This is a genomic window from Stenotrophomonas sp., assembly GCF_035634915.1.
Taxonomy (GTDB): domain Bacteria; phylum Pseudomonadota; class Gammaproteobacteria; order Xanthomonadales; family Xanthomonadaceae; genus Stenotrophomonas.
Window position 1 is genome coordinate 162,725 of record NZ_DASQCB010000023.1, and the last position, 21,836, is coordinate 184,560.

At 68.2% G+C, this 21,836-nt stretch carries 22 protein-coding genes; 7 read left to right on the forward strand and 15 right to left on the reverse strand.

All coding sequences use genetic code 11. The features are described 5' to 3' along the window. Positions 1-11: 11 nt before the first annotated feature. Positions 12-2,009 carry a bifunctional DedA family/phosphatase PAP2 family protein gene (locus VER16_RS18160; RefSeq protein ID WP_324810444.1) on the forward strand — a complete coding sequence of 666 codons (1,998 nt, stop codon included), beginning with the start codon at positions 12-14 and terminating at the stop codon, positions 2,007-2,009. A 97-nt stretch (positions 2,010-2,106) separates the two neighbouring features. Here VER16_RS18160 and VER16_RS18165 read toward each other — a convergent pair whose 3' ends face one another. The 3 genes from VER16_RS18165 to VER16_RS18175 all read right to left on the reverse strand — a co-directional run bounded on the left by VER16_RS18165 (position 2,107) and on the right by VER16_RS18175 (position 4,940). Beyond that, positions 2,107-2,685, reverse strand: coding sequence for an LON peptidase substrate-binding domain-containing protein (locus VER16_RS18165; protein WP_324810446.1), 579 nt, complete (start codon positions 2,683-2,685; stop codon positions 2,107-2,109). Then, entirely contained in the window at positions 2,682-4,046 is a 1,365-nt protein-coding gene (gene mpl, locus VER16_RS18170) for a UDP-N-acetylmuramate:L-alanyl-gamma-D-glutamyl-meso-diaminopimelate ligase (protein WP_324810448.1), read from the reverse strand. The genes VER16_RS18165 and mpl overlap by 4 nt, the downstream gene beginning before the upstream one ends. A 330-nt stretch (positions 4,047-4,376) precedes the next feature. Then, positions 4,377-4,940: an adenylate kinase gene (locus VER16_RS18175; protein WP_324810450.1), complete on the reverse strand. Its 564-nt coding sequence runs from the start codon at positions 4,938-4,940 to the stop codon at positions 4,377-4,379. Positions 4,941-5,076: 136 nt separating this feature from the next. Here VER16_RS18175 and VER16_RS18180 point away from each other — a divergent pair, with 136 nt between their 5' ends. Further along, positions 5,077-6,333: a 6-phosphofructokinase gene (locus VER16_RS18180; RefSeq protein ID WP_324810452.1), complete on the forward strand. Its 1,257-nt coding sequence runs from the start codon at positions 5,077-5,079 to the stop codon at positions 6,331-6,333. 232 nt (positions 6,334-6,565) lie between these two features. Next, complete coding sequence (locus tag VER16_RS18185; protein WP_324810454.1) at positions 6,566-7,360, forward strand: hypothetical protein; 795 nt, start codon at positions 6,566-6,568, stop codon at positions 7,358-7,360. Between the two features lie 100 nt (positions 7,361-7,460). Here the strand turns inward: VER16_RS18185 and VER16_RS18190 are convergent, their stop codons facing one another. After that, the gene (locus tag VER16_RS18190) at positions 7,461-7,964 is read right to left on the reverse strand and encodes a hypothetical protein (protein WP_324810457.1); all 504 of its coding nucleotides are present in this window, start codon (positions 7,962-7,964) and stop codon (positions 7,461-7,463) included. A gap of 336 nt (positions 7,965-8,300) precedes the next feature. Here VER16_RS18190 and VER16_RS18195 point away from each other — a divergent pair, with 336 nt between their 5' ends. Further along, on the forward strand, positions 8,301-10,328 hold the full coding sequence (locus VER16_RS18195) for a sodium-translocating pyrophosphatase (protein WP_324810459.1): 2,028 nt from the start codon (positions 8,301-8,303) through the stop codon (positions 10,326-10,328). 41 nt (positions 10,329-10,369) lie between these two features. Here VER16_RS18195 and VER16_RS18200 read toward each other — a convergent pair whose 3' ends face one another. The 6 genes from VER16_RS18200 to VER16_RS18225 all read right to left on the reverse strand — a co-directional run bounded on the left by VER16_RS18200 (position 10,370) and on the right by VER16_RS18225 (position 13,702). Then, on the reverse strand, positions 10,370-10,675 hold the full coding sequence (locus tag VER16_RS18200; RefSeq protein WP_324810462.1) for a hypothetical protein: 306 nt from the start codon (positions 10,673-10,675) through the stop codon (positions 10,370-10,372). 101 nt (positions 10,676-10,776) lie between these two features. Then, positions 10,777-11,496 (reverse strand): energy transducer TonB, encoded by a 720-nt coding sequence (locus tag VER16_RS18205; RefSeq protein WP_324810465.1) that lies wholly within the window; start codon positions 11,494-11,496, stop codon positions 10,777-10,779. Then, positions 11,493-11,918, reverse strand: a complete 426-nt coding sequence (exbD, locus tag VER16_RS18210) for a TonB system transport protein ExbD (protein ID WP_324810467.1) — start codon at positions 11,916-11,918, stop codon at positions 11,493-11,495. Before exbD ends, VER16_RS18205 begins: the two co-directional genes overlap by 4 nt. Further along, the gene (exbB, locus tag VER16_RS18215; RefSeq protein WP_324810469.1) at positions 11,919-12,647 is read right to left on the reverse strand and encodes a tonB-system energizer ExbB; all 729 of its coding nucleotides are present in this window, start codon (positions 12,645-12,647) and stop codon (positions 11,919-11,921) included. It abuts the gene before it with no gap. Beyond that, a complete protein-coding gene (locus tag VER16_RS18220; RefSeq protein WP_324810471.1) occupies positions 12,634-13,098 on the reverse strand; it encodes a YbaN family protein in 465 nt (154 codons plus the stop codon). Before VER16_RS18220 ends, exbB begins: the two co-directional genes overlap by 14 nt. 13 nt (positions 13,099-13,111) lie before the next feature. Further along, positions 13,112-13,702 carry a biliverdin-producing heme oxygenase gene (locus tag VER16_RS18225; RefSeq protein ID WP_324810474.1) on the reverse strand — a complete coding sequence of 197 codons (591 nt, stop codon included), beginning with the start codon at positions 13,700-13,702 and terminating at the stop codon, positions 13,112-13,114. Between the two features lie 109 nt (positions 13,703-13,811). Between VER16_RS18225 and VER16_RS18230 the strand changes: the two genes are divergently transcribed. Then, positions 13,812-14,069, forward strand: a complete 258-nt coding sequence (locus tag VER16_RS18230) for a DUF2789 domain-containing protein (protein ID WP_324810477.1) — start codon at positions 13,812-13,814, stop codon at positions 14,067-14,069. A 69-nt stretch (positions 14,070-14,138) separates the two neighbouring features. Here VER16_RS18230 and VER16_RS18235 read toward each other — a convergent pair whose 3' ends face one another. From VER16_RS18235 to VER16_RS18255, 5 genes are all read right to left on the reverse strand, one after another. Further along, positions 14,139-17,054: a TonB-dependent receptor gene (locus tag VER16_RS18235; RefSeq protein WP_324810480.1), complete on the reverse strand. Its 2,916-nt coding sequence runs from the start codon at positions 17,052-17,054 to the stop codon at positions 14,139-14,141. A gap of 154 nt (positions 17,055-17,208) precedes the next feature. After that, a complete protein-coding gene (locus VER16_RS18240; RefSeq protein ID WP_324810482.1) occupies positions 17,209-18,168 on the reverse strand; it encodes a FecR family protein in 960 nt (319 codons plus the stop codon). A gap of 103 nt (positions 18,169-18,271) precedes the next feature. Next, on the reverse strand, positions 18,272-18,772 hold the full coding sequence (locus VER16_RS18245; RefSeq protein ID WP_324810484.1) for an RNA polymerase sigma factor: 501 nt from the start codon (positions 18,770-18,772) through the stop codon (positions 18,272-18,274). An 83-nt stretch (positions 18,773-18,855) separates the two neighbouring features. After that, on the reverse strand, positions 18,856-19,332 hold the full coding sequence (locus VER16_RS18250; protein ID WP_324810486.1) for a hypothetical protein: 477 nt from the start codon (positions 19,330-19,332) through the stop codon (positions 18,856-18,858). Further along, positions 19,332-19,820: a hypothetical protein gene (locus VER16_RS18255; RefSeq protein WP_324810487.1), complete on the reverse strand. Its 489-nt coding sequence runs from the start codon at positions 19,818-19,820 to the stop codon at positions 19,332-19,334. Before VER16_RS18255 ends, VER16_RS18250 begins: the two co-directional genes overlap by 1 nt. A gap of 185 nt (positions 19,821-20,005) precedes the next feature. Between VER16_RS18255 and ppa the strand changes: the two genes are divergently transcribed. Both ppa and VER16_RS18265 read left to right on the forward strand, forming a co-directional pair. Then, the gene (gene ppa / locus VER16_RS18260; RefSeq protein ID WP_005410935.1) at positions 20,006-20,542 is read left to right on the forward strand and encodes an inorganic diphosphatase; all 537 of its coding nucleotides are present in this window, start codon (positions 20,006-20,008) and stop codon (positions 20,540-20,542) included. Positions 20,543-20,693: 151 nt separating this feature from the next. Further along, positions 20,694-21,815, forward strand: coding sequence for an HDOD domain-containing protein (locus VER16_RS18265; RefSeq protein WP_324810491.1), 1,122 nt, complete (start codon positions 20,694-20,696; stop codon positions 21,813-21,815). Positions 21,816-21,836 lie beyond the last annotated feature (21 nt).

Consider the following 21,836-nt stretch of genomic DNA (forward strand, 5'->3'; position numbering starts at 1 on the left):
ATAATCGGGCAATGGACTCTTCATGGATTGACGCCACCCTCGCGTGGATTGCCGCCCATCCCGTGTTGGCGGGCGCGGTTATTTTTCTGATCGCCTTCTGCGATGCGGTCATCATTCTCGGCGCCATCGTGCCGGCACTGCCGCTGCTGTTCGCGGTGGGCGTGTTCATCGGCCTGGGGCAGATCTCCGGGCCGTATGCCGTGGCGGCGGCGGCGCTGGGTGCGTTTGCCGGTGATGGCATCAGTTACTGGATCGGCCGCCGCTGGGGCGACCGCCTGCGCGGGGTGTGGCCCTTCAGCCGCTACCCGCAGCTGCTGGACCGCGGCGAGAACCTGTTCCGCCGCAATGCCTTCAAGAGCATCCTGATCGCGCGCTATGTCGGCGCCATCCGGCCGTTCGTGCCCGCCATCGCCGGCATGCTGAAGATGCCGGCCAGCCGCTACGTGCAGGCCAGCGGCATCGCCAGCCTGTCGTGGGCGGTGCTGTTCCTGGCCCCGGGCTGGATCCTCGGCGAGGCCTATGATGCCGTCGCTGCGGTCGCCGGGCGCCTGGTGGTGGTGGTCGGCCTGCTGGTGGTCATCCTCGGCCTGGTCTGGGCCATCGTGCTGTACGGCTACCGCTGGTCGGCCGCGCGCATGGACCACTGGCTGGCGCGCCTGCTGGACTGGTCCAACCGCCACCCCACGCTGGGCCGCTACACGGTGGGCGTGCTTGACCCGAAGCGCCGCGAATCGGTGCCGCTGGCGATGCTCGCGCTGATGCTGCTGTTGCTGGGTTGGGGCTGGTTCGCGCTGCTGACCGTGGTGGTGGCCCATGGTGAGCCACTGGCCATCGACCTGCTGGTGCACCAGGCCATGCTGGCCCTACGCAACCCGCTGGCCGACTACCCGATGGCAGCGCTGGCCTCGCTGGGCGCGTGGCAGGTGCTGATGCCCGCCACCGCCGCAGCCATGGCCTACCTGGTGTGGCGCCGGCGCTGGATGGCCGCCGCGCACTGGCTGGCCGCGCTGGCCTTCGGCCTGGCCCTGACCAAGCTGCTGGGCGCCACCGTGGACGTGGTGCGCCCGGTCGATGCCAGCAGCGGCTTCGGCTTCCCGTCGGTGTCGGTGACCATGGCCACGATCACCTTCGGCTTCTTCGCAGTGCTGATCGCCCGCGAAATGCCCGGCCGTACCCGCGTCTGGCCGTACCTGGTGTCGGGCATCGTGGTCAGCCTGATCGGTTTCTCGCGCCTGTACCTGGGTGCGCACTGGCTCAGCGACGTGGTCGGCGGCATGCTGTTCGGCACGTTCTGGCTGCTGGTGCTGGGCATCGCCTATCGCCGCCGCTTCAACCGCTCGTTCTGGGTGAAGCCGGTGGCGTGGCTGTTCTACGGTGTCTTCGCGGTGGCGGCGATGTGGTACGCGCCGCGCAACATCCCGGTGAAGCTGGAGCGCTTCGAACCGACCCTGCCGGCCGCGGTGGCCTTGGACATGCAGGCCTGGTGGCAGCAGCACGACTGGGCCACGCTGCCGGCGCGCCGCAACGAGTTCGACGATGACCAGCGCTGGCCGCTGGATGTGCAGGTGGCCGGCCCGCTGGCACCGCTGCAGGCGCAGCTGGAAGCGCGCGGCTGGACCGTGCAGGCGCAGGCTGGCTGGGAAGAAGCCCTGCTGATGCTGGACAAGAACACCGGCGCCGATGAACTGCCGGTGCTGCCGGCCACTCTGGACACGCGCGTGGAAGCGCTGCTGATGGTGCGCCAGGGGGCAAAGCCGGATGAGCGCTACGTGCTGCGCCTGTGGCCTGCCCCGGCCCAGCTGCAGCCGGGCAATGTGCCGCTGTGGCTGGGCAGTGCGCAGACGGTGCGTTACGAACGCCACTTCGAGTGGATCGGCATGTGGCACCCGGTGCGCGGCATCGACCCCGCGTTCAATGCCGTGAAGGACGCCGTGCAGGGCATGCCGCAGCACGAGGACGTGCATGCCGAAACCGGATTGCCGGTGCTGCGGTTGAAGACACAGCCGTGATGGATGCGGTCACGCTCTGGTAGACGCCAACCTTGGTTGGCGCTTCGCGCAAACGGCTGCCAACCAAGGTTGGCAGCTACAGGCTCCGTTCCGGCCCTTACGGCATCCAGCCCAGCAACTGCTGCAAGCGCTGGTGCGGATCATCCATCTGCAGCAGCTGCAGGCGCTGCTGCTCGGCCAGCGGCAGCAGTTCGGCCAGACGCCAGCCGACCCAGCTGGCCTGGTCCAGCAGTGCCGGGTTGGCCGGCGCGTAGGCCTCGCCGGCCTGTTCGATGATGTGCCCCAGCACCGTGGCCAGCAGCGCGTGCTGCGGCTTGAGTTCGTCATCGGGGTCTTCCTCGCACCAGCGCACGTCGGCCACGACCAGGCCGTTGTCACGCACGCGGGTACGCTCGACATGGAAACGACGCGTGCCACGCAGGCGCAGCTGCAGTACACCGTCGGCGCCGACATCGAAATCTTCGATGCGCACCTGCACGCCGAAGGCCGCCGGTGTAGCCGGTTCGCCCACTTCCTGCCCTTCCAGGATCAGGCAGACACCGAAGCCCTCACCACTGCGCCCTGTGTCACGCACCAGATCCAGGTAGCGACGCTCGAACACCCGCAGGCCGACCGCGGCACCGGGTACCAGCGCGGTGTGCAGCGGAAACAGCGGCAGCGAAACGTCGGTACTCATCGCGCCTGAAGGGCGGCGAGGAAGCGGCGCGGCGCGCCGTCGAAGCCACCGTTGGACATGAACACCACGTGGTCACCGCTGCGCACGCTGGACTGCAGCTGCGCCAGCAGCGCATCGGTATCGGGCACCGCATGGGCCTGGCCACGCACGGCGGCGATCACCGCCGCGGCATCCCAGGCCAGCTCCGGCCTGTGCAGGAACACCACTTCGTCGGCCAATGCCAGCGACGGTGCCAGCGCCTGGGCGTGTGCCCCCAGCCGCATCGAGTTGCTGCGCGGCTCCATCGCCACCACGATGCGCGCGTCGCCGACCTTGGCACGCAGACCTTCCAGCGTGGTTGCGATCGCGGTGGGGTGGTGGGCGAAATCATCGTAGACGGTGATGCCGTCATGGCTGCCGATCACTTCCATGCGGCGCTTGACGCTGCGGAAGCGCGCCAGCGCCGGAATCACCTCGGCCGGGGCCACACCCACCGCATGCGCTGCAGCCAGTGCGGCCAAGCCATTGAGCACGTTGTGGCGGCCCAGCAGCGCCCAGTGCACATCGCCCAGCGCCTGTCCGCGGTGATGCACGCGGAAGGCGCTGCCATCGGCGGCCAGCAGCTCGGCATGCCATTCCAGCGCAGGGTCGAAGCCGAAGCGCTCGACCGGGGTCCAGCAGCCCATCTGCAGCACCTTGGCCAGGTGCGCGTCCTCGCCGTTGACGATCAGCCGGCCACGCGCGGGCACCGTGCGTACCAGATGATGGAACTGGCGCTCGATGGCTTCCACATCCGGGAAGATGTCGGCGTGGTCGTATTCGAGGTTGTTGAGGATGGCCACCAGCGGCCGGTAGTGCACGAATTTGCTGCGCTTGTCGAAGAAGGCGGTGTCGTACTCATCGGCCTCGACCACGAACTCGCGGCCCTGGCCCAGGCGCGCGGAGACGCCGAAATCCTCGGCCACGCCGCCGATCAGGAAGCCCGGCGAGCGCCCCGCGCTTTCCAGCAGCCAGGTGAGGATGGTGGTGGTGGTGGTCTTGCCATGGGTGCCGGCCACGGCCAGGGTATCGCGCCCCGGCAGGACCTGCTCGGACAGCCACTGCGCGCCGGAGATGTAGCGCTGCCCGGCATCGAGCACGGCTTCCACGGCGGCGTTGCCGCGCGACAGGGCGTTGCCGATCACCACCTCGGCCGTGCCCGGCGGCACGCTGTCGGCGCGGTAGCCCTGGTCCAGAACAATGCCCAGCTGCTCCAGCTGGGTGGACATCGGCGGATAGATGGCCTGGTCGCTGCCACTGACCGTATGGCCCAGTTCCCGCGCCAGGGCGGCCACGCCCCCCATGAAGGTGCCGGCGATTGCAAGGATATGTACGCTGCTCATGACCGGGGATTGTGACCGATCACAGCTGTATAGGGCCATTGTCGGCTGCCGGGTCAGACAAGTCCTACACCGCTTGTGAGAAAACTCCAATCGGCTGTCAGGGAAATCCTGATAGCGCAGGTATGTGAACCCGTACACAATTCAGCATGCCAGCCGTAGTACCCGAACCGGTCCTACTCCCCAAGAGGCCATCCCCAAGGGAGCTCATGCTGCGGAGCCCTGAGCAAGCTCATCGCTGGCACCTATGAAACGAAACAGGCCTGGTCCGCAAGGATCAGGCCTGTTTCGTTGTACAACCACGGTGGCCGGCGCGCGGCCGGCCGACCGCCATCAACCCTTGATCGCCGCCAGGATGCGGGCTTCGATCTCGTCCAGCTCACCGACGCCATCGACGCGGGCCAGGGTGCCACGGCCGGCGTAGAAGTCGACCACCGGGGCGGTCTGGTCGTTGTAGACCTGCAGGCGCTGGCGCACCGCTTCGGGGTTGTCATCGGCGCGGCCCTGTTCCTGCGCGCGGCCGGCGATGCGCTCGACCAGCAGTTCGGTGGCCACGTCCAGCTGCACCACGGCGTCCAGCGGCTGGCCGATCTTGGCCAGCAGACCGTCCATCGCATTGGCCTGGGCCACATTGCGCGGGTAGCCGTCCAGGATGAAGCCCTTGGCGACATCGGCCTGGGTCAGGCGCGACTCCAGCATGCCCAGCAGGATGTCATCGGACACCAGGTTGCCGGCATCCATCACCGCCTTGGCCTGCTTGCCCAGCTCCGAGCCCGCGGCGATTTCCGCGCGCAGCATGTCACCGGTCGAAATATGGGCGATGCCCAGCTTTTCCTTCAGGCGCGTCGCCTGCGTCCCCTTGCCCGAACCGGGCGGTCCCAACAGAACCAATCGCATTGACCTGACTCCAACGTGTTGAAAACAAAGAAGGTTCGCGCCCCGGACGGACCGGTATCGCTGCACCGCAATAGCGCCACTTTAGCGCATCCGGGTAATGTCACTGCAATGTCCCCCTCCCAGAGCAGGTAGAAGAATGCGCAACGGTACCCTCCTCTACGCCCAGTCTGGCGGCGTCACCGCGGTGATCAACGCCACCGCAGCGGCGGTCATCGAGCAGGCCCGGGCCAAGGGCATCAAGGTCCTGGCCGCCCGCAACGGCATCCTCGGCGCTCTGCGCGAGGAGCTGATCGATACCAGCAGGGAGAGTGCCGCCGCCATCCGCGCCCTGGCCCACACCCCGGGCGGCGCCTTCGGTTCGTGCCGGGTCAAGCTGAAATCGCTGGAGGCCGACCGTGCCCGATACGACCGCCTGCTGGAGGTGCTGCGCGCACACGATGTGCGCTGGTTCCTCTACAACGGCGGCAACGACTCGGCCGATACCGCGCTGAAGGTGTCGCTGCTGGCCAAGGCGTCCGGCTACGACCTGACCTGCATCGGCGTGCCCAAGACCATCGACAACGACCTGGCGGTGACCGACACCTGCCCGGGCTTCGGTTCGGCAGCCAAGTACACCGCCGTTTCCGTGCGCGAAGCAGCGCTGGACGTGGCGGCGATGGCCGAGACCTCCACCCGCGTCTTCATCTACGAGGCGATGGGCCGCCACGCCGGCTGGCTGGCCGCTGCCGCCGGCCTGGCCGGCAATGGCGAGGACGATGCCCCGCACATCATCCTGCTTCCCGAGCGCGCCTATGACGAAACCACCTTCCTGGCCAAGGTCAAGGCCGTGGTCGAGCGCGTCGGCTACTGCGTGGTGGTGGCCTCCGAAGGCATCGCCACCGCCGATGGCCGCTTCGTCGCCGATGCCGGTGGCGGCAAGGATTCCTTTGGCCATTCGCAGCTGGGCGGCGTGGCCGCGCACCTTGCCGGCCGGGTCAAGGACCAGCTGGGCCTGAAGGTGCACTGGGCCCTGCCTGACTACCTGCAGCGTTCGGCCCGGCACCTGGCCAGCAAAACCGACTGGGAACAGGCGCAGGCGGTGGGCAAGGCCGCCGTGCAGCTGGCGCTGAAGGGCCAGAACGGGGTGATGCCGGTGATCGTGCGCAGCAGCGATGCGCCCTACCGCTGGAAGATCGAGGCCGCGCCGCTGGCGAAGATCGCCAACCACGAAAAGAAGATGCCGGCCGGCTTCATCCGCCGCGACGGCTTCGGCATCACCGCCAAGGCACGTGCGTACCTGTCGCCGCTGATCAAGGGCGAAGCCCCCCTGCCCTACGGCACTGACGGCCTGCCGAAGTACGTGACCCTGAAGAACATCGCCGTGAAGCAGAAACTGCCCGCTTTCGAGGGCTGACGCGAAAAAGGGGACGGAGGGGATCAAGTCGCATTCCCCGTCGTCCCCTGTCTGGCCCGGCAGTGGCGCATTGCGACTTAATCCCCTCCGTCCCCTTTTTGGGCGGTGATTGCAGCGGCCTGCGAAGCGGCCCACAATCGGGGGCCGGCCCGGGGCAAGGGGCCGATGCGTGCCAACCCGTCTGTCGCCCGCTGCTGCGGGCGCGTAGTGCCACACCACAAGGACTGTATCCATGAAGCGCCAGACCTTCCTCGCCGTGCTGCTGTGCACGGCCGCCGCACCCGCGTTCGCCGCGACCTGCGAAGCCAATTTCCAGAAGAAGGGCAATCCCTTCACCGGCACCACCTTCACTTCGTCGGTCAGCCACCCGGACCTGAGCGTGGCCAGCGCGATCGGCCAGATGCGGGTCATCGCCAAGAACGCCAACATGGATGTGCTGAGCGAGGACATCGAAGGCGGCTCGATGCTGATCGAAGAACCGGAGAGCATGGCGCACAAGCCGATCCCGATGATCATCAGCGCCACGTCCGAAGGCGGCCAGGGCACCGTTGCCATGGTGGTGAAGGTCAACAAGGGCGCCATCGCCCCGGCTGACGGCATGCGTACCGAGATGTGCAAGCTGCTCAACCAGGTCAAGCCGGGCAAGGCCGGTGACCAGGCGGCCAAGGCCGCGCCGCAGGCATCGGCGGTGACCATTGCCGCCGACCGGTTCGGCTTCCAGCTGCGCAACCAGAACAAGGACAACCCCGCCGCAATCGAACCCCGCTACAAGGGCAAGACCTACGTCATTTCCGGTCGCATCGCCTCGGTGCTGAAGAGCGGCGGCACCTACAACACCACCTTCGACCTGCCCAGCGATGGCAGCATCGATTTCGAGCGCGTGGCCATCTCCTGCGCGTTCGCCGCCAACCAGACCGCCTACGCGCTGTCCCTGCGGCCGCGCGAGAAGGTAACCCTGACCGGTGTGGTCGAGAGCTACGACCAGATCGGCCGCGTGCTGTGGCTGAAGGACTGCCGCGGCAACTGACCGCTGCACCGGAGCCTGCCGACCCAGGCAGGCTCCAGTAGATCCACGCCATGCGTGGATGTGGCATCACGTGCCGACCAGCGGTCGGCACCTACCTGCATCAGTTGCAGGCCTTGCCTTCCACCTGCAGCTGCGCGGCGAACATCGTCACCTGCGGAATCCTGCCGGCGGCCGCCTGCTTCTTTGCGTCTTCCAGATAGATGCGCGACTGGCCCTGGCCATCCAGTGCCTGGGTGCTGTTGACCGGCAGGCGCCACACCCGCACCACCGCCTGCTGCGCCGGGCAGGCGGCATTGGGCACGCGGATCACGTCGTTGAGCTTCCAGCCCTTGTCGGCACTGGGCTGCGCCTTGGCGTAATCAACGAAGCGGGCGCGCGGCTGGCACTGCTCGCTGGTACGCACGGCGGAGAAGCGGTACGGCTCGGCGGCCTGGCCGGTGAACACGCCTTCCAGACGTGCACAGGCCTCGGGAATCTGCCGCAGCGTATGCACCGCGCCTGCTGCCTGTGGTGCGCCCACAGCGCGCTGCAGTTCGGGGGTTTCCGCGGCCAGCGCCGGCAGGGCCGGGACCAGGGCCGCAAGCATCAGCAGGGACAGGCGCATGGGGGAATCTCCGTCAGGACTGTGCGCAGGCTTGCAGAGCGTGGCTTAACGGGGTGCAAAGGGTCTGTGGCTCTCAAAGCATGCCCATGGACCGGCCGCGGGCTCCGCGCGCATGGCGATGCGTTCATCTGGAGGGCGCCCACGGGTCATGCGGCGCGGCTCGACTCTACAAGGGCCGGGACGCATACTGCGGCCACCAGGGAATGCTGAACACCGCCATACGTCGGACGACCGTTCCGGTCGGCACGGGTTGGTTACAGGCTGCAACCCGTCGTCCCCCTCGTGGTGCCGTTCATCGCCACTGGATGCTCACCATCCATTCTGCGGAGGGGTCTGATGCTGGAACGTCATGGGCTGTCACTGGCGCTGGGCTGCGCCATTCTCGCGATCCTCTACGGGATCATCTCGGCGCGCTGGATCCTGCGCCAACCCACCGGGAATGAACGCATGGCCGCGATCGCCACCGCGATCCAGGAAGGCGCGCGTGCCTATCTCAACCGCCAGTACCTGACCATCGGCGTGGCCGGGGTGGTGCTGTTCGTGCTGGTCGGCGTGTTCCTCAGCTGGTACACGGCCATTGGTTTCGCGGTGGGTGCGGTGCTGTCCGGCGCGGCCGGCTACATCGGCATGAACGTCTCGGTACGTGCCAACGTGCGCACCGCCGAAGCTGCGCGCAACGGCATCAGCGCGGCGATGGACGTGGCGTTCCGCGGTGGCGCGATCACCGGCATGCTGGTGGTAGGCCTGGGCCTGCTGGGCGTGGCCGGCTACTACACGCTGCTGCTGCGCATGGGCCTGCCGATGGAACAGGCGCTGCACGCGCTGGTCGGCCTGGCCTTCGGTTCCTCGCTGATCTCGATCTTCGCGCGTCTGGGCGGCGGCATCTTCACCAAGGGCGCCGACGTCGGCGCCGACCTGGTGGGCAAGGTGGAAGCTGGCATTCCCGAGGACGACCCGCGCAACCCGGCGGTGATCGCCGACAACGTCGGTGACAACGTGGGCGACTGTGCCGGCATGGCGGCCGATCTGTTCGAGACCTATGCGGTCACGGTCATCGCGACGATGCTGCTGGGCAGCCTGATGCTGAGCGAAGCCGGTGCCAATGCGGTGCTGTATCCGCTGGTGCTGGGCGGGGTGTCGATCATCGCGTCGATCATCGGTGCGTTGTTCGTGAAGGTGAAGCCAGGCGGCTCGATCATGGGTGCGCTGTACAAGGGCGTGATCGTCTCCGGCGTGCTGGCGGCCATCGCGTTCTACCCCATCACCACCGGGCTGATGAACGACAACGTGCACGGCCCGCTGGCGCTGTACGGCTGCGCGCTGATCGGCCTGGTGCTGACCGGCCTGATCGTGTGGATCACCGAGTACTACACCGGTACCCAGTACAAGCCGGTGCAGCACGTGGCGCAGGCCTCGACCACCGGCCACGGCACCAACATCATCGCCGGCCTGGGCATCTCGATGAAGTCCACCGCGCTGCCGGTGGTGGCGGTGTGTGCGGCAATCTGGGGTGCGTATGCGCTGGCCGGCCTGTACGGCATCGCCATCGCCGCCACCGCGATGCTGTCGATGGCCGGCATGATCGTGGCCCTGGATGCGTACGGCCCGATCACCGACAACGCCGGTGGCATCGCCGAGATGGCCGAGCTGCCGTCGGACATCCGCGACATCACCGACCCGCTGGATGCCGTGGGCAACACCACCAAGGCGGTGACCAAGGGCTATGCCATCGGCTCGGCTGCACTGGCTGCACTGGTGCTGTTCGCCGATTACACCCACAACCTTCAGGCGGCCAACCCCGGCCAGGAATTCCGCTTCGACCTCAGTGACCACACAGTGATCATCGGCCTGCTGATCGGCGGCCTGATTCCCTACCTGTTCGGCGCGATGGCGATGGAAGCGGTGGGCCGCGCGGCCGGTGCGGTGGTGGAGGAAGTGCGGCGCCAGTTCCGCGAGATCCCCGGCATCATGCAGGGCACCGGCAAGCCGCAGTACGACAAGGCCGTGGACATGCTGACCCGCTCGGCGATCCGCGAAATGATCGTGCCGTCACTGTTGCCCGTAGCGGTGCCGGTGGTGGTCGGCCTGCTGCTGGGGCCGCGCGCACTGGGCGGGCTGTTGATCGGTACGATCGTGACTGGCCTGTTCGTGGCCATTTCGATGACCACCGGCGGCGGTGCCTGGGACAACGCCAAGAAGTACATCGAAGATGGCCACTTCGGTGGCAAGGGCAGCGAGGCGCACAAGGCCGCGGTGACCGGCGACACCGTCGGCGACCCGTACAAGGACACCGCCGGCCCGGCGATCAATCCGCTGATCAAGATCATCAACATCGTGGCGCTGCTGCTGGTGCCGCTGCTGTAGGGGGTCGGATCCACGCCCCGTAGCGTCGAGCAAGCTCGACGCTACGGTCTGGGGTTCCGCAACCGCATGGCGACAATCACTACCACGGCAATTGCCCAGCACACGTAGATGGGCTTGTCCCACCCGTCATAGGTGCTGTGTGGGCTGGAGATGAAGGCCAGCGACGCCAGCCACGCACAGAGCACGCCGGGCAGGCGCGCGCCGCGCCAGATGCAGAACGCAGCAAACACCAGCAGCGGCCAGGCAAAGATGACGGCAGGCGTGAAGGCTGCAAACGATAGAAACGCCACGCCTGCAGCGAAGACCACGCTGCACCAGGCCAGTATCCGCAACGTCCGTGTTGTCATGGCAGCCTCCGGTCATCCATTGACGGTCATGCCGATGGTAGTCGATCCCGGCGGCGCAGGGATGCTTCCCCGCAGCAGATCCACGCCATGCGTGGATGCGGTCAGCGTCCGCGCAGGTAGAACGCCACCGGCACCATCACCTCCACCGGGTCGCCGGGCACCTCGGCCGGTGGCGCCGGCACGGGGCTGGCGCGCTGTACGGTCTCCAGGGTTTCCTGGTCCAGCAGGGCAAAGCCACTGCCTCGCTCGATGCGGGGGCCGGATACGCGCCCATCGCGGTACACGGCAAAACGCACGTAGACCACGCCCTGCTGGCGCAGCCGCTCGGACTGGCGCGGGTAGCGGCGGTGCTGCTGCAGGTGGCCCAGCAACAGGCCCTGCCAGGTGGCATCGGCACGGCTGCGCTCGCCAGCGGTGGTCTGCTGTGCCGCGTAGCGCGTGGCGGCTTCGGCGGGAACCTCCGGCGGTGCCGTGCTGCGCTCAACGGTTGCGTCCGCACTGTCCTGTACGGTGCTGGCCGGCACCTGCGGCTTTGGCGCCACCTCGCCCTTCGGCTGTGGCGGCACTTTCGGCGCGGGCGCGTGTTCGCGCACGGTCTCGCGCCGCTGCTGCTCCTGCTGCAGCGGGCCGGTCGGCAGTGCGCGCGGCGGTGCTGGTGGTGCCTGCACGGTCGGGGCCAGTTCCAGCATCAGCGCAGCGGGCGGCGCCGCCGCAGCCACCGGTGCAGCGCGCGCCTGCCACCACCACACCCCGCTGATCAACACGGCGTGCACCAGCAGCACGATCGCCAGGCTGGTCGCCCAGCGCCGCAGTGTGCTCATTGCGTTCCCTGCTCCAGGCCGACCAGGGCCACCTTCAGGTAGCCCGCCGCACGCAATGCATCCAGGGTCGCCATCAGTTCGCCATAGGGCACGCGCTGGTCGGCACGCAGGTAGATGCGCTGCTCGGCGTCACCGTGCGTCGCCGCCTGCAATGCGGCACCCAGCCCGTCGCGCGGCACCGGCTGTTCGCCCACGCGCAGCGACAGGTCGGCCTGCACGGTCACGTACACCGGCGCCTGCTCGCTGGGCGTGGCCTGTGCGCTGCTGGCCGGCAGCTGCACCGGTACCGACACGGTGGCCAGCGGTGCGGCCACCATGAAGATGATCAGCAGCACCAGCATCACGTCGATGAAGGGCGTGACATTGATCTCGTGCGCTTCTTCCGGCGTGTCGTCGCGGTCGGATGCGGTCCTGATCGCCATTCAATGCACCGCACGCAGGGCGCTGGCCGGTGCACGCGTGGCGGCACGGTCCAGATCACGCGACACCAGCTGCTGCACGGCCGCCGAGAGATCGCCGAGCAGGCCACGCAGGCCGGCCAGCACGCGGCTGAAATGGTTGTAGACCAGCACTGCCGGAATCGCCGCAACCAGGCCCAGCGCGGTGGCCAGCAGCGCCTCGGCGATGCCGGGTGCGACCACGGCCAGGTTGGTGGTGTTGCTGTGGGCGATGCCGATGAAGCTGTTCATGATGCCCCACACGGTGCCGAACAGGCCCACGAAGGGCGCCACCGCCCCGATGCTGGCGAGCACGCCGATGCCACGCCGCTGCACGCGTGCGGTTTCCAGTTCCAGCCGGTCCAGGCGCGAGGCGACGCGTTCCTTGATGCCGTCGCGGCTGTGCAGATCCTGCGACAGGCGCAGTTCGCTGCGGGCCGCGTGCAGCATCGCCGCCGCAGTGCCTTCAGCGAGGGCGGCATCCACATCGCCAGCGGGCAGGCTCGGTGTTTCCAGCAGCCGGGCGCGTGCCGCACGCAGCGCGCGTGCCTGGCGTGACAGCTCCCAGCCCTTGGCCAGCAGCACGGTCCAGGTGGCCAGCGAGGCAACGGCCAGCGCGATCATCACGGCTTTGACCACCACGTCGGCGGCCAGGTACATGCCCCACGGCGTCAGGGCGGGCGTGGCCAGGGGCACAAGTTCAGCAGGCAGCATCGTCGGGGGTTCCATCAGCGTCGGGAGTAGACCCACGGCGGCGGGCCGCGCGCGGTTCGGCATCGCCCACATCCACCAGCGGGGTGGGATCAAGCCGTGGCGCCGGCCGGCTCAGCACATAGCCGGCACTGGCCGCGAAGAACAGGCCTACGCCCAGCAGCAGGCGCCAGGAGGGCTGCGCGCCCAAGCAGAACAGGGCGAAACCCACGGCCATGCCGGCGCTGGCGAAGGCCTTGCCCTTGCGCGATACCGCACCCTGCTCCCGCCACAGGCGCAGCGAGCGGCCATAGCGCGGATGCGCCAGCAGACGCTGTTCGAACTTCGGCGAGCTGCGCGCGAAGCAGCCCACGGCCAGGATCAGGAAGATGGTGGTGGGCATCACCGGCAGCAGCGCGCCGATCACGCCCAGGCCGACCATCAGCCAGCCCAGCGCGAACCAGAGCCAGCGCATCAGCGGTGGCCGCTCATGCGCCGAATTCCACTTCGACGTGGCCGTGCACGCTGCGGAAGGCCGCATCGGCGGCATCGATCACCTGCTGTTCCTGCTCGGCCGACAGCGGCACCGCGTCCAGCGCCGCGGTGAACTCGCGCCAGTGACGGGCAGCACCATCGGGGTGCGCGGCCAGGTGGCGGGCACCGAAATCACGGTCCAGGCCCAGTGCGGCGGCCATCTTGTACAGCACGGTGCCGCCCAGGTTGGAGCCTTCGGCCACGTACAGCCAGCCCAGCGCGGCCGGCAGCGGCAGGTCCGCCTCCAGCGGGGCGATGTCCTGGCCCGGCAGGGTCTGTTCCAGGTCCTGCAGATCGCTGCGTACCTGCTGCAGGCGACGGCGTTCATGCAGGGCCGGCAGCAGTGCGTCCAGCGCGGGGCTGGCGTACAGCGCGTCGATGCTGCGGTGGAAGCGGTACTGCACGCGCAGGAAGCGGGCGAAGTTGACGCGGTCGGCGAAGATGTCGCCGGCCATGATGCGCTTGTCGAGGGCGCCATGGCTGTCACGGGTGGCGGCCTTCAGGCGCACGCTGCGGCTGTCGTCGGGGGAAGTTGTCGCGGTCATCGGGGAGTGCCAGGGGAAGCGTCGGTGATGAGACGTACCGCGAGGGGCTTCCCCCAAGGCGGCATGCGTCGATAATGCAGCTTACCTTTCCCCTGCCAGGCAGTTTCCGATGATCACCACCGAACCGAGCATGACCAACCTGTTCCTGCAGCTGGGCCTGGATGCCAGCGCCGAGGCCATCGCCGGGTTCATCGCCGGGCACCAGCTGGCGACCGGGGTGGAAGTGGCCGATGCAGCGTACTGGAACGATGCACAGCGGCAGTTCCTGGCCGAATCGCTGCAGGCCGATGCGGCCTGGAGCACGGTGGTGGACGAGCTGAATGAAGCGCTGCACGAGGAAGCGGTGAAGGCGGCGACCGGGCGGTAAGCGTTTGATTGGAAACGCCGGGCATGGCCCGGCGTTTCCAGTAGATCCACGCCATGCGTGGATGACCGGTCAGTACTTCCAGGTAAACGCCAGGCGCGCGGTGCGCCCCGGGGCCGGCATCACGCCCAGGGCCAACGGGTCCAGGTAGTAGCGATCGGTCAGGTTGTCGACGTTGGCTTCCACCGACAGCTGGTCGTTGAAGCTCCAGCTGGCGAACACGTCCACCAGGGTGGTCGGCCGGTACAGCTGCTGGATCGCCGACAGGCCGACGTTCCATTCCTTGTCCAGCTTGCTGATCGGCCCGGCGTTGTGGACCACGCGGGTGCCGAAGGTCAGCCGCTCGTCGAACAGACGCGAGCCGACGGTCAGGTTGACCATGTAGCGCGGCGGGTTCTGCGTGTTCGAGTACGAACCTTCGAAGCCACCATCGACGCAGTCAGGCGTGTTGGCCAGCTCCTCGATCCTGCGCTGCACGCCATAGGCACGACGCTCGGCGGCGATGTCCGGCGCGCAGGTCTTGGCCTTGAAGTAGTAGTGCGCCGACAGATCGGCGAACAGCTTGCCGCTGTCATAGCTGGACTGGAACTCCAGGCCCGACACCTTGAACTGGTCGACGTTGCGGATCAGGCCGGCCGACAGCGTGCGGTAGTCACGGGTGATCAGATCGTCGATGCGGGTATCGAAGTACGCAAGCTTCAGCGCCAGGCGGTCGCCGGCGGTGAACAGGTCGTGGCGGATGGTGCTGGCACCCAGTTCCCAGCTGCGCGCACGCTCGGGCTTGAGTTCGGAGACCGGCTTGGCGGCGGTGAACAGGCCCAGGGTGGTTTCAAACAGGCTCGGCAGCTTGGTGCCTTCGGCGTACTTCAGGTAGACCATGCTGTCTTCGCTGAAGCGGAAGGCGACGCTGGCGGTTGGCGAGAACGCGCTGTCGCGGCGACGGATCGGCGTGGACCAGGTCCAGCTGACCGGCACTTCCAGGTCTTCGGCATCATCGGCGTCGTAGAAGTTCCAGCCGGTGATATCGGCCACCGTGCCACGCTCGTAGGGCGAGGCCAGCAGCGAGGCCTGGGTGAAATCGCCATTGGCATCCGGGTACCAGTTCAGCAGCGCGATGCGCTTGGCCCGCCATGCCGGCAGGCTCGGATCCCCGTTGAGCAGTTCGGTGTAGCGGTACTGGCCCTGCACCTCGTACTGGTCCGGGGTGGCCAGGCGGTTGCGATCGTGCACGTCCACGCGGTTCCAGCGGCCACCGGCCTGCACTTCCCAATGTTCGTCCGGCGCCCACTTCAGCGACGCCACGGCGCTGTATTCCTTGCGCTCGGCATTGCGCAGGAAGCGGTTGTTGACCAGGTCGTCGTGCATGATCGGCGCGGAGCTGCCCGGGGCGATGTCCTCATCGCTGTAGGACAGGCCGTAATCCAGGGTGAAGCGGCCGGCATCGGTGTCGAAGACCGAGGTGTTGCTGGCATCCAGGCCGAAGCGCTTCTGCCGCAGCGGGTTGCGGTAGGCGTCCTTGTAGCCGGGGTTGCCGCTGAAGCTGGGCGCGTCGTACCACTCGGTGCGGCGGTCGTAGTACCAGGGGGTGATGCCGGTCAGGCTGTTGTACATCACGCTGTCGGTGTCGGTGTACCAGGCATTGACGCGCAGGTCGATCCTGTCGCTGTCCGGGTTGAAGCGGTAGCGCGCGCTGTAGCTGTCCATGTCGACGTGGCCCGGATCCCACTGCGGCACCCGGTCGCGGTCCACGCGGATGATCTGCGAGGCCATGATCTCGCCGGCGGTGCCTTCGTAGCGGCGGTAGCCCAGCTCCAGGGTCTGTGCATCGTCGATGCGCCAGGTGCCCTTCAGCAGTGCCGACTTCGAGCGCGAGGAGGTGTTGAACACCTCGGTATCGGGCGGGTTCAGCGGTGCCAGCGTGCGACGGGTCTGCGGAAAATCGTCGTAACCGTGCTTGCCCGAGAAGTAGTTGCCGTTGTCGCGGTACGCGTAAGCCGCAACCAGATCGAAGCTGTCCCAGTGCCTGGCGGCAGCGACGTTGAAGAACTGGCTGCCGGTGGCGCTGCGGTCGGTGCGCGGTGCGGCGTCATAGCCTGGCAGGTTGTTGGCGCTGCCGTTGGCGAGGCCGCCACGCACGCGCACGCCGACGTCGCGGCCCTCGCGCAGCACGTCATCGACGTTCAGCGTTTCCATTTCCACTACGCCGCCGATGCCACCAGACGCGTTGGCCTGCAGGCTGGGGCCCTTGGTGATGGTCAGCCGCGAGATCAGGTCCGGGTCCAGGTAGGTGCGCTGCGACTGGCCGGCGTAACCACGGTAGGTGTCCATGCTGGACTGGCCGCCGTCGATGATGACCGGCACGCGGCTCTGCCCCTGGATGCCGCGGATGTTGACGTCGAAGCCATTGCCCACGCGTGGGTCACCGGCAGTGACGCCCGCAACACCCTTGACGATGTCGCCGTTGGAGGTGCCGCGGAAGCGTTCCAGCTGGGTGCGGTTGATCGTGGTGCTCGAACCGACGCTGCGATAGGTGTCGAGCAGGCGTGCTTCGTCGCTGACCGCACCGCCTTCGATGTGCTCGCCGGACACGCTGAGCGTGTCGGTGACGATGACGCCGCTGCCAGCCTGGGCCGGCGCTGCTTCCAGGGTCACCGCATCGCTGCCGACGCGACGCGCGACCAGGCCGCTGCCCTGCAGCAGGCGCGACAGCGCATCACTGGACGACAGCGTGCCATTGACCGCCTGCGAGGTGACACCGTTGCCGAGCGTGGCCGGATAGGCCACCTGCACGCCGGACTGGCGCATGTAGGCGCGCAGCGCGGCATCCAGCGGCTGGGCGGGAATGTCGAAGCGCAGCAGCGCGGCAGGGGCGGCCGCGCTGGACTGGGCCAGGACGGTCGGGGCGGTGCTGGCCAGGCCGGCGGCCAGCAGGGCGATGCACAGACGGGACGGGCGCGGTGCGCGGCCCGGACGACGGAAGTCGGACATGGGAAACCTGTGAGGGGAACGGAGCCGCGGGCGCGGCGTCATCCGCGCAGGCGCGGACACAACGACGTACGTGGCGGCGGCGGGTACGTTCGTGGGGTAAGACGGATGGGGTGGACGGAACCCCAAGGTGAATTCATCCACGCGTGGCGTGGATCTACGGGTGGACGATGGCCACGCCGAGCGGCAGACGGGTGACCTGCAGGCCTGCGGTCGCAGCCAGCGCATCCAGTGCCTGTTCCGGCTGGTCGATGCGCAGCGCGGCGCTGACCGCCGGCAGGCGCGACAGATCCCCGCGCACGAAGGTCGGGCCACGGCGATAGCGTCCCACTTCCTGCACGGCCTCGGCCACGGCGGTTTCGTCCAGCAGCAGCTCGCCCTGGCGCCAGGCGCCGACGCGGTCGGCCGCCACGTCGGCCAGGCGGGTCACGCCGCTGTGCGCGCCGTAGCTCGCGCGCTGCCCCACCTGCAGGTAGGTCCAGCCGCCATCCACCGGATTGGCCACGCGCACACGGCCCTGCCCCACTTCGGTTTCCACCGTGTCGTCGAGGCGGGCCACGGTGAACGCGGTGGAGATGTCTTCGACCACGCCGTTGCCGGCGGCCACGCTGAAGCGTCGCTGCCCATCGGCCGTCACCTCGAACCAGGCACGGCCGCGCAGCAGTTCGATGCGGCGCGCGTGTGCATCGAAGTGCACGGCGATGGCGCTGTCGGCATCAAGCACCGCGCGACTGCCGTCGGGCAACTGCACGGCCTGCACCTGGTAGTTGCTGCGGTGGTCGGCCTGCAGGCGCAGCCAGGCATCCGGCCATGCCACCAGCAGCGCCACAACGGCGGCGGCCGCGGCCGCCCAGCGCAGCCGGCGCCGACGTGGGCGCCCCACTCCGGGCAACGGCGCCACTGCGGTGGCGGGGGCCAAGGGCGATGGCCCGAGGCTGCGCCACAGACGCCGTTCGTGTTCGAAGGCGCGGCGATGGACAGGCTCGGCCAGCCACTGCTCGAAGGCCTGCATGCGCGCATCGCTGTGCTCGCCCGAGGCCAGAAACACGATCCAGGCCCGGGCCTGTTCAGCCACGGGGTCATCTGCACGGGCGCTGGGGGGAGTGTGCGGGCTCATCGGCTGGCAGTCAGGCGCGGTCAGGCGCGGTGGAAAGGACGGCACCGCATCGCGGCGCAAGGATCAAGACGTTCGTGGCGCCGCGGGCCCCAAGGGCGATCGATCATCGCCCCTCGCGCGCCCATGCCAGCCGGGTGAGGGCGCTGCGCACGTGGTTTTCCACCGTGGTGACCGATACCCCGAGGCGGCGCGCGATCTCGACCTGGGTCAGGCCCTGCAGCCGGTTGAGGCGGAAGATGGTACGGGTCGGCTCCGGCAGATGGCCAGCCGCATCCAGTACGCGCTGCAACTCGTCCTGGGCCATCACCTGGTCTTCGGTGGACACCTCGTCCTCCTCCTGCCACAGGTAGTGTTCGGCCAGCAGACGGTTGCGGCGCGTCGATTCGCGGCCATGATCGGTGGCCAGGTTGATGGCCAGGCGGTACAGGTAGGCCCGCGGGTTGTCGATGCTCTGCTGGTTGTCGACGCCACGGGCCTTGAACCAGACCGCCTGGATCACATCCTCGGCACCACTGTCGCCGCCGAGGATGCGCTGCACCCGGCGCAGCAGCGCCGGCCGTTCGCGGATCAGCAGTTCGGTGAGGGTGGCGGCATTGGAAGGCATGCGCGGAGGACGGGACAGTCGGGGGCGGCGCGCATGCTACTCCGCAAATGCGAATCAGTCACGTTTGCGTATGGCAGGGCTCCTCACAGGCAGCCGGTCAGGCCGTCGTAGACACTGGTCGTGGTCCCTGGCAACGGGACATCGATGGCATCGCGCGGCGGGACCGATTCCAGCGCCTGCAGCAGGCTCTCCAACGGCGTGCCTGCGGCCACAGGCAGCGTGCAGGCGTAACTGCGCAGGTCGACCTCGATGCGGCCATCCCCCAGCACCGTCGTATTGCTGCCGACGAAAGTCCACGTGCAGCCGGCCACCCGGCCACTGGCCCGCTCCACCGCGCAGCGCAGGCGCATGGGCTGCAGGTTGTAGTACTCGCCTTCGCAGAATGTGTCGCCACAGACATCATCGAAGCTGGCCACGAGCGCACGTTCAATGCTGCCGAAGCGCTCCCAGCCGCTGGTCGGGTCTGGATGCAGGCGGGCATCGATGTAGCGGTCGCCGGCAAAGACGGGCGGGCTGACCAGGCAGGCCAGCAGGCCGACCCGCCGCAGTGCGGTGCGCATCATCCCTGCACCCCCGGCCCCTGCAGGCAGTCGGACAGGCCGGAAAACAGGCTGCGCCCGGCCACCGGCAGCGGCGCCTGCAGCCCGCCAGGGACGGCAAGCGCCGCGTGGAAGGACTCCACCGGCACCCCTGGCCGCAGATCCACCTCGCAGACCCAGCGGCCGTCAGCCACCTCGATCCCGCCGGTGCCGGCCTGCACGGCCAGTTCGCTGGCGGCCACCACCCAGGCACAGCGCTGCACGGTACCGGCCTGTGCGAGTACGGCACAGCGGAACTGCATCACCCGGTAGTTGCTGTAATCGCCCTCGCAGAGGGTATCGGCGCACACGGCGGAGAACTCTGCGGCCAGCGCGGCCTCCAGGTCGTAGGCACGGTCCCAGTTGGCCTCGCTGGAGGGGTAGTCGATCAGGTCGACGTGTGTGCCGGCCAGGGCTGGCGGGGTGACTGACAACAGGGCGGCAAGGCCGCAGCAGCGCATCCAGGTCATGCGGGCACTCCTCGGGAATGGACCACCAGCCTGCGCCTGGCCTGCGGCCTGCCCCATCGGTAAACCCCGCCCTGGCCCCTCGGGCCAGGGCCACTACGAAGGTCGGCGCTGCCCTACCCTGCACAGCGCCCGGCAAAGGCATAAAATGGTGAGCTATCCGTCTACACCCCCACCTGGAGCACACCATGGGTCTGGAACTCGTCTCGCCCGGCAAGAACCCGCCGGAAGAAATCAACGTCATCATCGAGATCCCGAAGGACTCGGAACCGGTGAAGTACGAAGTGGACAAGGAAACCGGCGCGATCTTCGTCGACCGCATCCTGTCGACCCCGATGCGCTACCCGTGCAACTACGGCTACGTGCCGAGCACCCTGTGTGGTGATGGCGACCCGGCCGACGTGCTGGTGGTGCTGCCGCTGCCGCTGGTCCCCGGTTCGGTCGTGCGCTGCCGTCCGGTCGGCGTGCTGAAGATGAGCGATGAGGCAGGCAGCGACGAGAAGATCCTGGCCGTGCCGGTCTCGAAGATCTTCAGCGGCTACGCCCACGTCGAAGACATCGCCCAGGTGTCCAGCCACTGGCTGGAGCGCATCGGCCACTTCTTCGAGCACTACAAGGACCTGGAAAAGGGCAAGTGGGTCAAGCTGGATGGTTGGGGCGGCGCGGCCGAGGCCAAGCAGATCCTGATCGAGGCGCATCAGCGCCACCTCGACAGCAAGGCCTGAGCCTGAACAGGATCGCTCCGGTGCAGGGCGCCGGAGCGATGCTGGTCACGTTTCAACACTGCGGGCCATCACTGTTGGCACCGTATTAGGTAAATTGCGTCACTTCACACGTCATCGACGCGCGCCGTCGAGACAGCCAGGGGAATGTGTCGTGCGTATTCTGCTTGTTGGGGATTCAGACAGCCTGCCGGCTGAGCTGAGCGAATTCATTGCCGATCTTGGGGAAGACTGGCAGCCGCTGACCGCCGTCGATGGCCATACCGCGATGTCCGCGGTGGCTGCGCAGGGCGTGGATGCGGTGATCGTCTGCCCGCAGCTGCCCGATCTGAACGCAACGACGTTGCTGGGCCAGATCCGCACGCTGCGACCGGAAACCATCCGTATCGCGCTGGTCGATGCCCAGCATGGCAACCGGCCGCCGCCGGCGCGCCTGATCGGCGTGGCCCACCGCTTCCTGCCGCTGCCGCTGGCGCCGGAAGTGCTGCTGGAAGCGCTGACCAGCCTGGAAGAGCTGCGCGAGGTGCTGGACAGCCCACGCCTGCGCGATGCCATCGGCCGCATCGAGAAGCTGCCCTCGCCGCCACACCTGTACCTGAGCCTGACCCAGGCGCTGGAACACGATGACGACACCGACAGTGGCGACGTGGCGAAGCTGGTCGCCGCCGACCCGGCGATCGCAGCCAAGGTGCTGCAGCTGTCCAACTCCGCGTTCTTCAGCCAGGGCCGCACCATCGCCGACCTGCGCACGGCGGTGACCCGCCTGGGCCTGGCCACGTTGCGCGACCTGGTATTGGCCAGCGAGGTGTTCTCGGCGCCGACGCTGTCCGGTGCCGAGCGCAATTCACTGCAGCAGCGTGCGCTGATGGCGTCGCGCCTGGCCGCCCGCCTGCTGCCCGAATCCAGCGCCGAGCTGGGTGCTACCGCGGCTCTGCTGGCCGATATCGGCCTGCTGCTGCCGGGCGTGCGCAACGAGCGCTGCGAGCCGGCGCAGGCCGACGACCCGCGCCCCGGCCACGCCGAGGCAGGCGCCTACCTGCTGGGCCTGTGGGGCCTGCCGATGCCGATCATCGAAGCGGTGGCGTTCCACCTGCAGCCACAGCGCGCCAACACCCGCAGCTTCTGGGTGACCGGTGCGGTGCACGTGGCACTGGCGCTGGTCAACGGCGAACCGGTGGACGAGGAGTACCTGCAGCGTGCCGGCGTGCTGAGCAAGCTGCCGCAGTGGCGCGAGCACGCCAACAACCTGATGGGGCTGGCGCCAACCGAAGCCTGAGCCACACGGCGCCGGCAGAAC

Coding starts and splice junctions, on each gene's coding strand:
- exbB (WP_324810469.1), bottom strand. CDS start 12,647: ATGCTGCCTGCTGAACTTGTGCCCCTGGCCACGCCCGCCCTGACGCCG.
- mpl (WP_324810448.1), bottom strand. CDS start 4,046: ATGAGCAGCGTACATATCCTTGCAATCGCCGGCACCTTCATGGGGGGC.
- VER16_RS18205 (WP_324810465.1), bottom strand. CDS start 11,496: ATGAGCACACTGCGGCGCTGGGCGACCAGCCTGGCGATCGTGCTGCTG.
- VER16_RS18230 (WP_324810477.1), top strand. CDS start 13,812: ATGATCACCACCGAACCGAGCATGACCAACCTGTTCCTGCAGCTGGGC.
- VER16_RS18165 (WP_324810446.1), bottom strand. CDS start 2,685: ATGAGTACCGACGTTTCGCTGCCGCTGTTTCCGCTGCACACCGCGCTG.
- VER16_RS18245 (WP_324810484.1), bottom strand. CDS start 18,772: ATGCCTTCCAATGCCGCCACCCTCACCGAACTGCTGATCCGCGAACGG.
- VER16_RS18160 (WP_324810444.1), top strand. CDS start 12: ATGGACTCTTCATGGATTGACGCCACCCTCGCGTGGATTGCCGCCCAT.
- VER16_RS18240 (WP_324810482.1), bottom strand. CDS start 18,168: ATGAGCCCGCACACTCCCCCCAGCGCCCGTGCAGATGACCCCGTGGCT.
- VER16_RS18255 (WP_324810487.1), bottom strand. CDS start 19,820: ATGACCTGGATGCGCTGCTGCGGCCTTGCCGCCCTGTTGTCAGTCACC.
- VER16_RS18200 (WP_324810462.1), bottom strand. CDS start 10,675: ATGACAACACGGACGTTGCGGATACTGGCCTGGTGCAGCGTGGTCTTC.
- VER16_RS18185 (WP_324810454.1), top strand. CDS start 6,566: ATGAAGCGCCAGACCTTCCTCGCCGTGCTGCTGTGCACGGCCGCCGCA.
- VER16_RS18175 (WP_324810450.1), bottom strand. CDS start 4,940: ATGCGATTGGTTCTGTTGGGACCGCCCGGTTCGGGCAAGGGGACGCAG.
- VER16_RS18225 (WP_324810474.1), bottom strand. CDS start 13,702: ATGACCGCGACAACTTCCCCCGACGACAGCCGCAGCGTGCGCCTGAAG.
- exbD (WP_324810467.1), bottom strand. CDS start 11,918: ATGGCGATCAGGACCGCATCCGACCGCGACGACACGCCGGAAGAAGCG.
- VER16_RS18235 (WP_324810480.1), bottom strand. CDS start 17,054: ATGTCCGACTTCCGTCGTCCGGGCCGCGCACCGCGCCCGTCCCGTCTG.
- VER16_RS18220 (WP_324810471.1), bottom strand. CDS start 13,098: ATGCGCTGGCTCTGGTTCGCGCTGGGCTGGCTGATGGTCGGCCTGGGC.
- VER16_RS18195 (WP_324810459.1), top strand. CDS start 8,301: ATGCTGGAACGTCATGGGCTGTCACTGGCGCTGGGCTGCGCCATTCTC.
- VER16_RS18250 (WP_324810486.1), bottom strand. CDS start 19,332: ATGCGCACCGCACTGCGGCGGGTCGGCCTGCTGGCCTGCCTGGTCAGC.
- ppa (WP_005410935.1), top strand. CDS start 20,006: ATGGGTCTGGAACTCGTCTCGCCCGGCAAGAACCCGCCGGAAGAAATC.
- VER16_RS18190 (WP_324810457.1), bottom strand. CDS start 7,964: ATGCGCCTGTCCCTGCTGATGCTTGCGGCCCTGGTCCCGGCCCTGCCG.
- VER16_RS18180 (WP_324810452.1), top strand. CDS start 5,077: ATGCGCAACGGTACCCTCCTCTACGCCCAGTCTGGCGGCGTCACCGCG.